The sequence below is a fragment of the Bacillus sp. JAS24-2 genome (assembly GCF_008274905.1).
Lineage (GTDB): Bacteria > Bacillota > Bacilli > Bacillales > Bacillaceae_G > Bacillus_A > Bacillus_A cereus.
Map to the genome: position 1 here is coordinate 3,442,867 of NZ_CP031068.1, position 12,866 is coordinate 3,455,732.

Consider the following 12,866-nt stretch of genomic DNA (forward strand, 5'->3'; position numbering starts at 1 on the left):
GGAATACACCTAGTCTTTATTTTGCATAAATTCAATTCTGTTTCCAAACGGGTCTGATACGTAAAATCGAATTACATCTGGCCGTGCATAATCATCAATCACTTTTACACCTTGCTCTATAAGTGTTTGCTTAAATTCATTAATTTCATTCACATAAAAAGCTGGATGAGCCTTTTTAGCTGGTGTAAAGTTCCGCTCGACACCAATATGGATTTCTTGATTTCCACATTTAAACCAACATCCACCTCGTTTTTTCAACTCTTCTGGCTTTGGAATTTCTACCATACCAATCTTATTCCCATAAAAATCACGCGCCTCTTCTTCACACTCTACAGGTGCAGCTACTTGCACGTGATCAATCCCTTGAATATAATTTTTCATTTTCTCTCCCCCTCCTCTACCCTAATGTTATACGGAAAACAGCCGTCTGTAACTTACAAAAGGTTTATAAAACAATATAAGCTCCCCTTATTACCATCCTGCATTCACTTTGCAAAAAAATAAAAAAATAAAATTTATTCTATAACTTCCATTTTTTATAGAAATACACATCACATCTATATTATAGTTATGAATAGACAAATCTTTTTAGATGCTATTTGTACGGAGGAACTATTATGAGTCGTAAAAAATATTCACCAACTCAAAAAAAACGTCATCCGAACATTTCTAGACGTTTGCGAAACCATATACAAGATCGTTCATTAACAGAAATGTACGCATCTCTGTTCGAACATAATCCTGATAGTATTATTTCCTTAAATTTAGAAGGAGTTATTCTACATATAAATCCTTCTGCCGAAAGAATATTAGGTTACACTTCTTTAGAATTAGAACAGAAAAATATTACCTCTATTTTAGGAGCACATATTTCTGAGCAAGTATTACAAAATATAAAGAATACTGAAGCGGATAATCAACAAGAGTATATCTTATCTATTTATCATAAAAATGGATTCTTATTAGATGTTGTGACAAAACTAGTTCCTATTTTTGTTCAAAATCGTCTTACTGGCGTATACGCTATTATGAAGCCACTTGAAAAATCAGAAAGAATTGAGAATATGCTAAAAGAAAGTGAGAAGAGATTACGTACATTAGTAAACTCCATGCCTGCGTTTGTTATATTTAAAGATCATGAAGGGCGCTGGCTTGAGGCAAATGACTACGCACTTTCTTGCTTCAACTTCCATCATGTACCTTACCACGGGAAAAAAGATAGCGAACTCATTCAATATAATGAAGCATACCGAGAAGCTTTTTTACATTGTGAAGAAATCGATGAACTAGCATGGCAACAAAGACAAATTCTTCATGGCGAGGAATTTATTATACATAGAGATGATTTCGATTTAATCTTAAGTATATCAAAAGTTCCGCTTTATCATCCTGATGGTTCTCGCAAAGGTCTTATCGTGATGGGGAGAGATGTTACTGAGCTAAAAGAAACTGAAAAGTTACTACGCAAATCTGAGAAGCTCGCAGTAGTCGGACAACTGACAGCTGGAATTGCCCATGAAATTCGAAACCCACTCACTTCCCTAAAGGGTTTTCTAACATTGCTCCTCCCTGAAATAAATGAGGAGCAAAAATGGTATATCGATGTTATGTTAAGTGAGATTTCACAAATGGAATCCATCACGAGTCAATTTATGGCGATGTCTAAGCCACAAGTAATATCTATCCAAACTTGTAACATACAAACTTTAATTGAAGAGGTAGTTACATTTATTTTACCGACTGCAATTATGCATAGCGTTCATATCATCATGGATCATTTTGATTACGTATATGATATTCAATGTGACGGTAACCAATTAAAACAAGTTTTTATAAACATATTAAAAAATGCGATAGAAGCGATGCCAAATGGCGGAAATATTTTCATCCAAACAAAACCATTAGAGGATAATTTCATCTTAATACGAATTATCGATGAAGGTTGTGGCATTCCAGAAGATCGTATCTCCCGTCTAGGCGAACCTTTTTATAGTTTAAAAGAAAAAGGTACAGGACTAGGATTAATGATGTGTTACAAAATAATTGAAGAACATCATGGTAAATTACACATTTCAAGCGAATTAAATAAAGGTACAATTGTTGATATTGAGCTACCACTTTCTTCATCTCATCTTGCAATCCAGTCTTAAATAAAAAAGAAGCATCTGCTAATGGTTAGCAGATGCTTCTTTTTTAAAATACTTTGTCATACCACTCTTTTGCTTTTTCTACTTCACCCATCGTTAATTGATGCCCTCGATTTTCCCAATGCATTGTTACATTCGCGTTTGCATTTTCTAATAGTATCTTCAATTCCTCTGACTCTGCTGATGAACAAATTGGGTCATTTGTCCCAGCAGCAATAAACACAGATTTCCCTGCTAAATTTGCTAATTGCATTCCTCTTCTTGGTACCATTGGGTGATGAAGCACAGCACCTTTCAATGCATTTTCGTAATGGAATAATAAGCTTGCTGCGATATTTGCCCCATTCGAATAACCGATAGCTACAATGTTATTTCTATCGAATTTATATTCTTTAGCCGCTTCATCTAAAAATTCATTTAATTCCTTCGTACGGAAAATTAAATCCTCTTCATCAAAAATGCCCTCTGCTAATCGGCGGAAGAAACGCGGCATCCCATTCTCTAACACATTTCCCCTAACGCTTAATACCGACGCTTTCGGATCAACTATTTCTGCAAGTGGTAGTAAATCTAATTCATTACCACCTGTGCCATGAAGTAATAACAACACTGGTTTTGACGTATCTTTTCCTTTTTGAAAAACATGTTTCATCATAATCCTGTTCCCCCTTCAATCACTTTAATCTAAATTTCTCACTTCAAATGGTAAAAGCGTTTGTTCAATCTGTTTTCTATGTTGTTCATATTGTTCCGGTAACTTTAATTCCTCACCCATCGTCTCTAACGATTCATCATGAGCGAAACCAGGAGGATCTGTTGCAATTTCAAATAAGATTTCACCATGTTCTCTAAAATAAATCGCGTTAAAATAATTTCGATCTTGTACAGGAGTTACGTGATATCCAAAACGCGACACATGCTCTTTCCAGTCTAGCTGATCAGCATCGTCACTCGCTCTCCAGGCAATATGATGAACTGTGCCAACGCCCATTTGGCCACGACCGATTGTTGATAATTTCAAATCAATAATATTTCCAATGTCAGCAGAAGAACGGAATCGAACAAATTCACCCTCTTCTCCAATTTTCTCAAGACCCATAATATGTTCTAACAATTCAGCTGTTTTTTGAGGCTGTGTAGATAAAAGAACAGCACCTCCAAACCCTTTAATTGCTACTTCTGGTGTAACTTCTCCAAAACTCCAATTATTTAATTCGCCTTTTTCTCTTTCAACTAATTCTATATGCAAACCATGCGGATCATCAAATTCTAAATACTGCTCTCCAAAACGAGTCATTTTTGTATACGAAACATCGAATTTTTCTAATCTATTTTCCCAAAACTCCATTGCACCTTTTGGTACAACGTAAGACGTAATTCCTACTTGACCATCTCCAATAATACCTTGACGAGCACCTGCCCATGGGAAAAACGTAATAATTGTTCCAGGCTTTCCTCCTTCATTTCCAAAATAAAGATGGTACGTACCTGGATCATCAAAATTCACTGTTTGTTTCACTAAACGTAACCCCAATACACCAGCATAAAAGTCTACATTTTCTTGTGGATGCCCTACAATCGCTGTAATATGATGGATTCCCATTGTTTTCTTTTCCATTTCTTCCACTCCTTTTTTATTTCATTATAAAAATTCTTTTACATTTAAATTCATTATTCATTTTGTCCATGCTACAAAGTAAAATCCGTCATTATAATTTTATCTCGAATTCGAGATATTAATTACAAAATTACGTATCGGTGTCTAACCTATTGAATTATCTCGAATTCAAGATAATTCGCAAAAAATATTTGTTCGATTTATAACCATAATAAATTTTCATTATGAACATTATTTATCTCGAACTCAAGATTTATTATAAGTTACTTATTTTTTATTGTCAATAAGTCCTTACTTTCATTTTTCTTGTTTTCACTTATGGTTCCCTACCTTAACAAACATTTTTTGTTCTTTCAAGTGAACGAGCACTTTTCATTACATGTGAAAACCTTTATAAACGCCTTTATCCCAGTGGATTACAATGATTTTTCAAGAAATTAAAGTAATAATATCCAGAAAATTAAAGAGTGTTTTTTCACACCTTATTTTCATTCCTTTACCCGATAAATTTTAAAAACTAAAAGCCATACAAATGTATGACTTTTAGCTTATTGACGTCTCAAATTTTGCTTTCTCTACATATACTTTACGAAATTTCATATAGCATCCAATACGCCAAGGTACTATATAACAAACCGCAAGAGTGTAGAAAAGAATGCCGATTGACTTTGGATCTAGACCTTGTAAATGTCTTCTAAAATAAGCACGTAAAAGAACGATAACTAAAAATGTAGCAATAAAAGCGATACTTTTTTTCGCATAAATTTGACCATCTTCTCTGACTTCATACCCACTTAAAATAATAAGTGGAATTGACAATAACAGTCCGATCCCAGCAGCTATACCAATTTGCCAACCAGCAAGTTGTATCGGTGCTGCGTATAAAGAAAAACCTGGTAATAAGAAGAATAATGGCAATAGTAGTCGTCTTCCTTTATTATTAATTGGTCGATTCATAGAGCGCATGCGTCTAAATATAACGAGCCCTATGACGAGTAAAAAAATTGTAATACTGTACGAACCTTGCTGCAAGTGAATCTCTCCCTAAAAATAGTCATTTTCAAAAATACTTCCCTATTATACTCCTAATTTTTCCAAAAATATAATTATTCCTCTAAAAAATCTTACACATCAAATATACTTTTAGGTTTGATTTACTATAGGAAACAATTCCGAAAGAGGAACTACTCTCCCCACCTCGTCTTTAAACACAATATGCTCTCTAGTTAAATGGCGCGGGCTCTTCACTCCCGCCGCTGCCGCTAATGAAAATAAACTATATCTCATACTAATAATATAATTCATAACTCGCCACTTCTTCTCATACGGATCTAACGCTTTTTGATAATGCGGATTCGTCGTGGCTACACCAGATGGACATTGACCAGAATTACATTGAAGGGCCATAATACAGCCACTTGCCATCATAAACCCACGGGCTGAACTTACAGCATCCGCCCCAATCGCTAAAGCAATCGCCACTTTATCTGGTGTGATTAATTTACCCGATGCAAATACTTTAAACTTGTTACGGACACCATAATGGTTTGCTGTATCAATAAATGTAAGTAATGCTGGAATAAGCGGCAGTCCCATATAATCTGCCATCGATTTATACGTTGCCCCTGATCCGCCTTCTGAACCGTCGATTGTAATAAAATCTGGGTAAATGTTTAGTTCTTTCATTGTTTTTATTAAATCTTCCAAAGGCTCCTGCTGACCAATTACAATTTTCATTCCAACTGGTTTACCGCTGTTTTCTTGCAACTGTTGAATAAAACAAAGTGTATCCGCTGCATTCTTTAAAAATGAAAATCGATTCGGTGAATTAATCGTCTCTCCCTTTCGGACGTTGCGAACAAAAGCAATTTTCTCATTTACTTTTTGTCCCTCTAAATGACCACCACGTATTTTAGCACCTTGCCCAAATTTCAATTCGAATGCTCTAATATTACTTTCTTTCGCTTTCTCCATGAATTTTCCCATTGAAAAATTACCGTCTTCATCACGGTATCCAAATAACCCTGGACCAATTTGCGCAACGATATTCGCTCCTGTATGTAAATGTTCTGGAATAACGCCACCTTCACCCGTATTAATCCACGATCCGCCTGCCATTTTTGCTCCAAAACCACTCGCTAAAATATAATTTTCTCCAATCGCACCGTAAGAAGTCGCAGATGCACCAAACATGCCATGTAGCTTCCACGGATATTTACGGTTCTCGCCAACTATAATTGCATCTTCTTCTTCGTACAGCCAAAGATTCGTTGTATCCGCTGTCAATTTTTCTCTTCTTGAAAATAACCCTTCTTTATGAATCACGTACTTTTTACCTTCCCGCTCTTGCGTGAGATTCACACTTAATTCCTCAGTTAATATTGGAAATAATGTATTAGCAATATAATATCCAGAAGCTTCAAAATCTCGTTTTGATCCAAAACCAAGTATTTCAGAGCGATATTTCGCTAAAAACATAACACTTTGAAAATCATAACGTGAGAAAGGCTTTCCATCCGTATCATGATCAAACCAATATTGTCGAAATTCAGGCCCTATCTTTTCCAGTAAGTAGCGCATTCTTCCTAAGTACGGATGTAATTTTAAAATAGAATGGTGTGTTCGTTTTTTTATAAAAAATGTGATGATAAAAAAGACGATTAAAAGCAACATTAAAAATAGTAATATACTAATAATAACGAGTAGCGTTTCACTCATCCCGCTTCCCCCTATGAAATTCCATAATAAAAGGAGAACACTCGATGTGCTCTCCTTTTATCTTTATTCATACTAACGTAGCAAGATGCTCTTTCGCGTCATATTCAACTAAACTTTCAGCGTGTTTAATTCGATGAACAAAGTCTGGATTAGCAATTAACGGTCTTCCGAATGCTGCTACATCAATCGTTCCTTCTTGCAACGCTTCTTCGGCCTCTTTCGGATTCAAATTACCAACCCCAACAATCGTACCATCCCAATATTTTCTTACTAGTTGATGAAAATTCTTTCCGTCAGCAATCTCTTGCGTATAATTCATCGTTGAAGGATGGATCATCGTTAACCCAACCTCTTTAAACATATTTATGAACGTTTCAATTGCAAACTCAGGGTTTTCCCACATATAAGTAGGATTATCACCTTTGAAAGCAGAGAAACGAAGAAGTGTTTTATTAGCTCCAACAGCTTCTATTACAGCCGCCGTTACTTCTTTCATAAACGTTAACCTTTGTTTTAAATCACCGCCATATTTATCTGTTCGCTTATTCGCAAACTCATACGTAAATTGATCGATTAAATATCCGTGTGCACCGTGAATTTCTACTCCATCAAATCCAGCTTCGATCGCATTTTTCGCAGCTTGTGCGTATTGACCGATCACTTCTTGTATTTCTTCTAACGTCATTGCTTCTGGCGTATCAAACGGTTTACGAAAGCGTGGAACATTCCCCTCTGCAGCGATAGCCGACGGTGCTTGTGGCATTTGACCACCAATTATTTCATGATGACTCATACGCCCAACATGCCATATTTGAGCAATAATCGTCCCGCCTTCTTTATGTACTGCCTCTGTAACAGGTTTCCAAGAATCGATTTGTTCTTGTGTATAAATACCTGGTACTCCTGGGTTTCCTTTTGCTCTCGGACTAATGACAATTCCTTCTGTAATAATTAGTCCAATTCCATCCGCAGCACGTTTTCTGTAGTACTCCACTACATCAGCACCAACTGCTCCAGTCTCATTATCTGCAAAGCATCTTGTCATCGGTGCCATCGCTATACGATTACGAAGAGACCAAGTTCCAACTTGAATTGGATCAAACAACTTTGTTTCTTCAACGTTTTCAAAAAATCCCCCAGCATTTACATTTGTTCCTTCATAAATACTCGCTGCTTTATTACTTGAACTTGTCATTTTTCTTCCCCCTAAAAAATCTTACTATAATCGCATCATACTTACTTTTAGATAGTAACGTCAATTTTTACGACTTTACAATAAAAAATTCGAATATCCAAAAAATAAAATGCTATAAATAATATTAAAAAGGTTTCCTTAGGAGGAAACCTTTTTTGTTGACCATATATGGCTGTCAATTCGTTTATCTCTTTAATAAAAAACACCTTATCAATAGAAGTGAAAATGGTTCAGTATTCTTCTAAAAATAATAACTTATATACCTAAAACAATGAAAGCCCTACCTCTCTTTCATCCTTACGGCTCCTCGTCCGTGCCAGTGTGAATCAGGATTGCAAAAATCAAGTAACTATTTTATCGAAGTATTCAATTAAACTTCGAACATTCATAAATGAAATTAAAAAATAAAAATGGATTTGATTGTAGTAATAACAATAGAGGTAATGCTCTAAAAGTGGTTTGAAAGAGTTGAATGTCTTTGAAATGATAAATTTTCTATAATTATGTTCCCAAAAAATTCAAGATCTTTTTTGGGATATAATACATTATTTGTAATGAACCTTAACAAAAGCTTTTTATCTGATTTTCTGTGATACCTTCAATTAATCCCAGTTCACTAATCAAAAATTCATATGCGTTATCTAACATCTTCTTTTCGCTTGCATTAAGTGCTTTTTCTTTCTGTATACGCATTAAATCACGCACAACTTCAGCACCTTCTTGCATTTTACCCGTCTTTATTTTATCAGTGTTCAATTTATACCTTTGTTTCCACGTAAGTAATCTATCTGATTCCCCATGTTGAAAAATATCCATTATGTGTGCTAATGCGGTTATATCCGTAACTGGTCGTATATTCGAATTCAATATTCTCCCTGCTGGAATCATTAGTTCCATATTACTAGCCGACATTTTTATAACATAATACTGTTGTTTTTCTCCTGAGATTTCCTTCTCTTCTATGGCTTTAATTATACCTGCTCCCTGCATTGGATAAACAATATTATCACCAATTTGAAACAAATAATCCACCTCCATATATGGTAACCTTCTCAAGCTTAACACACTTTTAGTTTTTTAGCAAAATTTTTATTTTATCATAAAATTATTTTACGAGTCAATACTTCAGAGGCAAGAAATTAAATTTACACAATACACTATAAAAATCGCAATTCCATTAACGGTTCCACACACATTCATTCTCCTTTAACACAAAAACACATCACTACATTTAAGTAGTGATGTGTTTTTGATAAGGCATAAATAAATATCTACTTTTCCGTCTATATACTAACCTGTTTGCTAACTGTTTCCCTCGCTAAAAGAAAACTCATAATCACTTGCGCTGCTACTCTACTCGTCATATCTCTGAAATCAAGAGTTGGATCAATCTCTACTATATCCATCCCTTGAACGAGCGATTCTTTACCAAGGAATTCAATCGCATCTAGTAAAGTCGTACTATCCATCCCACCAGGCCCAATTGCTGGACAACCTGGTGCAAACGCTTGGTCTAGCACATCCATATCAAGAGAAATATAAATAGAAGTCACACCTTGATTTCTTAATACTTCAATACTTTCCGTGATAATATCTTTTATTTCTCGCTCTCGTACGTCTTTCATTGTATACACTGTTACACCATGCTCTATTGCATATTCATGGTACGCACGTGCATTAGAAAAATTACGAATTCCAATTTGAACAAGTTGTTTCCCTGCAATGACATCATTTTCTAGTAAACTACGGAATGGTGTACCATTTGACGGGCCTCCATCATCTAAATTACGTAAATCATGATGAGCATCAAATTGAATAATTCCGACCTTCCCTTTACTGTTTGCAAAACCTGTTATACTCGGAAAACTAATCGAGTGGTCACCGCCAAGAACGATTGGTATCATGTTCGGGTTTACTTTCGTTACATGCCCAACTGTTTTCGCAATTCGTTTATGACTTTCTTTTATATCCGTCACATGCATCGTAATATCGCCGCAATCATATAAGACACTTTCTTTCATATCGTGTTCTTCTGTAATTGCATATGTGCTATATGCATCTAACATCGCACGAATTGTTTTTGGCGCAAAACTCGCTCCTGAATGACTAATAGACGGTTTAGAAAGGGGTGCTCCAATTAAGGCAGCACCGAATATTTCCACACCTTCCTCCCAATCTTTAATCATCTCACTCCATTTCGTCACTTCACGATCAATAAACTTTGCATTTTTCTTTAAATAGTGGCCGTGCTCCACGATTGTTCACCTCTTGTATATGCAATATTACCATTCTTCCATACTGTATTCACATGACTTACGCCGTAATGATACGGTACGTAAGCATAATTGTAAGCATCCCATAAAACTAAATCTGCCTTACGACCAACTCTAATTTTCCCAGCTACATCACCACGGTTAATGGCATATGATGAGTTAACCGTTACGGCATTCCAAACTTCTTCTGGTGTCATTTTCAATTTTAGCATCGCAATGCTCATAATAAGCTGAATATTTTCAGTTGGACAGCTACCTGGGTTAAAGTCTGTAGCTAACGCAACTGCAACACCTTCATCAATCATTTTACGTCCACGAGCAAAGCTTTCTTTATTTAAATAGAAAGTTGTTCCTGGTAATAAAGTTGCTACTGTATTAGAATTTGCAAGCATTTCAATTCCTTTATCAGAAGCACCAACTAAATGGTCCGCTGATGCTGCACCGATTTCTGCCGCTGCTTCCGCACCACCAAGAGGGTCGATTTCATCTGCATGAATTTTCATATCAAAGCCAAGCTCTTTCGCTTTTAATAAAAATTCTTTTGATTCTTCTACAGAGAACACACCTGTTTCACAGAAAATATCAACGAACTCCGCTAATTGCTTCTCTTTCATTTCTGGTAGTAGGTCTAACATCCATTGTAAAAATTCTTTCGATCTACCTTTATACTCTTTCGGAACTGCATGAGCACCTAAAAATGTTGAAACTAAATCGATCGGATGCTCTTTTTGTAATTGTGCTGTTGCCTCTAATTGTTTCCATTCCGTCTCATCATCTAATCCGTAACCACTCTTCGCTTCTACAGTAGTAACTCCGAAAGATAGCATACGGTCTAAATGGAATTTCGCTTTTTGAACAAGTTCTTCTTTCGACGCCTGTTTCGTTGCATTTACAGTTGAAAGTATGCCTCCGCCTTGTTCTAAAATTTCTAAGTACGGAACTCCTTGTAGTTTTAGTGCGATTTCATTTTCACGAGATCCACCAAATACAAGATGAGTATGCGGGTCAACAAGACCAGGAGAAACCATTTTCCCGCCGCAATCAATAACTTCTCTCGCTTGTAATCCTTTCGCTTCTTCCGCTGTTCCAACGAAAGTAATTACACCATTTTCAATTCCAACCGCACCGTTTTCGATAACAGGAAGCGTGTTCATCGCTTCCCGTCTTAACAAGCCATCTTCTTGATCCATTGTTAGTAATTGACCGATATTTATTAGTAAAGTGTCCAGCATGTTTTCTCCTCCTTATTTCATCATCGGAATGTTAACGCCTTTTTCTTTCGCAGTTTCCACAGCTAAGTCATACCCTGCATCCACGTGACGAACAACACCCATACCAGGGTCAGAAGTTAATACGCGCTCAATTCGTTTTGCTGCTGCTTCTGTTCCATCTGCAACGATAACCATTCCCGCATGAAGTGAATAACCCATACCAACGCCACCACCGTGGTGAACAGATACCCAGCTTGCACCGTTTACACTATTAATTAATGCATTTAAAATTGGCCAGTCAGCTACTGCATCACTACCATCTTTCATCGCTTCTGTTTCACGGTTTGGAGATGCTACTGATCCACAATCTAAATGGTCACGACCGATAACGATTGGTGCTGATAATTCACCATTTGCAACCATTTCATTAATGATGCGACCAAATTTCGCACGCTCACCGTAACCAAGCCAACAAATACGTGATGGAAGCCCTTGGAATTCAACTTGTTGACGTGCCATACGAATCCAGTTACATAAATGTTCATTATCAGCGAACTCACGTAAAATTACTTCGTCTGTTTTATAAATATCTTCTGGATCACCAGAAAGTGCTACCCAGCGGAATGGTCCTTTTCCTTCGCAGAATAATGGACGGATAAATGCTGGAACGAATCCTGGGAAATCGAATGCATTTTTCAAACCTTCATCGAAAGCAACTTGGCGAATGTTATTTCCGTAATCAAATGTAATTGCGCCTTTTTCTTGCATAGCAAGCATTGCTTCCACATGTTTTGTCATACTTTCTTTTGATAATTGTACGTAGCGTTCTGGATCTTCTTCACGAAGTTTCGCTGCTTCTTCTAACGTGTAGCCTACTGGAATATAACCGTTTAATGGATCATGAGCAGATGTTTGATCTGTAACTAAGTCTGGTGTAATATTGCGCTTCACTAGTTCTGGTAAAATTTCTGCCGCATTTCCTAATAAACCAATAGAAATCGGTTCTTTCTTCTCTTTATACTCGTTCGCAACCGTTAACGCTTCTTCTAATGATTCTGTATACATATCACAGTATCTCTTTTCAATACGACGATCGATGCTGCGCTTATCAACATCAATAGCAATGACAACACCGCCGTTCATCGTTACAGCAAGAGGTTGTGCACCACCCATACCACCTAAACCAGCAGTAAGTGTTAATGTACCTTTTAATGAACCATCGAAATGTTGACGAGCTGCTTCACCAAATGTTTCATATGTTCCTTGTAGAATCCCTTGCGTTCCAATGTAAATCCAGCTACCAGCTGTCATTTGTCCGTACATCATAAGACCTTTTTTCTCTAGTTCTCGGAAGTGATCCCAGTTTGCCCATTTTGGTACTAAGTTTGAGTTCGCTAACAAAACGCGAGGTGCATCTTCATGTGATTTAAAAATGGCAACTGGCTTTCCTGATTGAACAAGTAACGTTTCATCGCTTTCTAACGTTTTTAATGAATCTACAATCGCCTGATAACTTTCCCAGTTACGAGCTGCACGGCCAATTCCGCCATATACAACTAATTCTTCTGGTTTTTCAGCAACTTCAGGATCTAAATTGTTCATTAACATACGAAGTGCAGCTTCTTGCACCCACCCTTTCGTTTGTAACTCTGTACCTCTTGGCGCGCGAATTGTTTGTTGTACTTTTTCCATTTCAATCTCTCC

At 36.5% G+C, this 12,866-nt stretch carries 11 protein-coding genes; 1 reads left to right on the forward strand and 10 read right to left on the reverse strand.

Annotated features, from left to right (window positions below):
- Nucleotides 1-9: 9 nt before the first annotated feature.
- The gene (locus DN407_RS17735) at nt 10-381 is read right to left on the reverse strand and encodes a VOC family protein (protein ID WP_000800767.1); all 372 of its coding nucleotides are present in this window, start codon (nt 379-381) and stop codon (nt 10-12) included.
- A 236-nt stretch (nt 382-617) separates the two neighbouring features.
- Here DN407_RS17735 and DN407_RS17745 point away from each other — a divergent pair, with 236 nt between their 5' ends.
- Complete coding sequence (locus DN407_RS17745) at nt 618-2,150, forward strand: BA3702 family sensor histidine kinase (RefSeq protein ID WP_149216535.1); 1,533 nt, start codon at nt 618-620, stop codon at nt 2,148-2,150.
- A 43-nt stretch (nt 2,151-2,193) separates the two neighbouring features.
- On the opposite strand, the gene DN407_RS17750 is transcribed toward DN407_RS17745, so the two are convergent.
- The 9 genes from DN407_RS17750 to hutU form a co-directional block, all read right to left on the reverse strand.
- Nucleotides 2,194-2,802, reverse strand: a complete 609-nt coding sequence (locus DN407_RS17750; protein WP_149216536.1) for an alpha/beta hydrolase — start codon at nt 2,800-2,802, stop codon at nt 2,194-2,196.
- A gap of 24 nt (nt 2,803-2,826) precedes the next feature.
- Nucleotides 2,827-3,765 carry a ring-cleaving dioxygenase gene (locus tag DN407_RS17755; protein WP_000412731.1) on the reverse strand — a complete coding sequence of 313 codons (939 nt, stop codon included), beginning with the start codon at nt 3,763-3,765 and terminating at the stop codon, nt 2,827-2,829.
- 543 nt (nt 3,766-4,308) lie between these two features.
- Nucleotides 4,309-4,797: a cytochrome c biogenesis protein CcdC gene (locus tag DN407_RS17760; RefSeq protein WP_001183922.1), complete on the reverse strand. Its 489-nt coding sequence runs from the start codon at nt 4,795-4,797 to the stop codon at nt 4,309-4,311.
- A gap of 111 nt (nt 4,798-4,908) precedes the next feature.
- Nucleotides 4,909-6,483: an FMN-binding glutamate synthase family protein gene (locus tag DN407_RS17765; protein WP_044584764.1), complete on the reverse strand. Its 1,575-nt coding sequence runs from the start codon at nt 6,481-6,483 to the stop codon at nt 4,909-4,911.
- Between the two features lie 67 nt (nt 6,484-6,550).
- A complete protein-coding gene (locus DN407_RS17770; protein WP_000204590.1) occupies nt 6,551-7,678 on the reverse strand; it encodes an alkene reductase in 1,128 nt (375 codons plus the stop codon).
- Between the two features lie 561 nt (nt 7,679-8,239).
- A complete protein-coding gene (locus DN407_RS17775; protein ID WP_170317877.1) occupies nt 8,240-8,701 on the reverse strand; it encodes a CarD family transcriptional regulator in 462 nt (153 codons plus the stop codon).
- A gap of 260 nt (nt 8,702-8,961) precedes the next feature.
- The gene (hutG, locus tag DN407_RS17780; protein ID WP_053512828.1) at nt 8,962-9,933 is read right to left on the reverse strand and encodes a formimidoylglutamase; all 972 of its coding nucleotides are present in this window, start codon (nt 9,931-9,933) and stop codon (nt 8,962-8,964) included.
- Nucleotides 9,912-11,183 carry an imidazolonepropionase gene (gene hutI, locus DN407_RS17785; RefSeq protein WP_149216537.1) on the reverse strand — a complete coding sequence of 424 codons (1,272 nt, stop codon included), beginning with the start codon at nt 11,181-11,183 and terminating at the stop codon, nt 9,912-9,914. The genes hutG and hutI overlap by 22 nt, the downstream gene beginning before the upstream one ends.
- A 12-nt stretch (nt 11,184-11,195) precedes the next feature.
- The gene (hutU, locus tag DN407_RS17790; RefSeq protein WP_000416946.1) at nt 11,196-12,854 is read right to left on the reverse strand and encodes a urocanate hydratase; all 1,659 of its coding nucleotides are present in this window, start codon (nt 12,852-12,854) and stop codon (nt 11,196-11,198) included.
- Between the last annotated feature and the right edge of the window lie 12 nt (nt 12,855-12,866).

Excerpts from the sequence above, each read along its gene's own strand:
- DN407_RS17765 (WP_044584764.1), bottom strand. The coding sequence starts at position 6,483 with ATGAGTGAAACGCTACTCGTTATTATTAGTATATTACTATTTTTAATG.
- hutI (WP_149216537.1), bottom strand. The coding sequence starts at position 11,183 with ATGCTGGACACTTTACTAATAAATATCGGTCAATTACTAACAATGGAT.
- DN407_RS17745 (WP_149216535.1), top strand. The coding sequence starts at position 618 with ATGAGTCGTAAAAAATATTCACCAACTCAAAAAAAACGTCATCCGAAC.
- DN407_RS17750 (WP_149216536.1), bottom strand. The coding sequence starts at position 2,802 with ATGATGAAACATGTTTTTCAAAAAGGAAAAGATACGTCAAAACCAGTG.
- DN407_RS17770 (WP_000204590.1), bottom strand. The coding sequence starts at position 7,678 with ATGACAAGTTCAAGTAATAAAGCAGCGAGTATTTATGAAGGAACAAAT.
- DN407_RS17755 (WP_000412731.1), bottom strand. The coding sequence starts at position 3,765 with ATGGAAAAGAAAACAATGGGAATCCATCATATTACAGCGATTGTAGGG.
- DN407_RS17735 (WP_000800767.1), bottom strand. The coding sequence starts at position 381 with ATGAAAAATTATATTCAAGGGATTGATCACGTGCAAGTAGCTGCACCT.
- hutU (WP_000416946.1), bottom strand. The coding sequence starts at position 12,854 with ATGGAAAAAGTACAACAAACAATTCGCGCGCCAAGAGGTACAGAGTTA.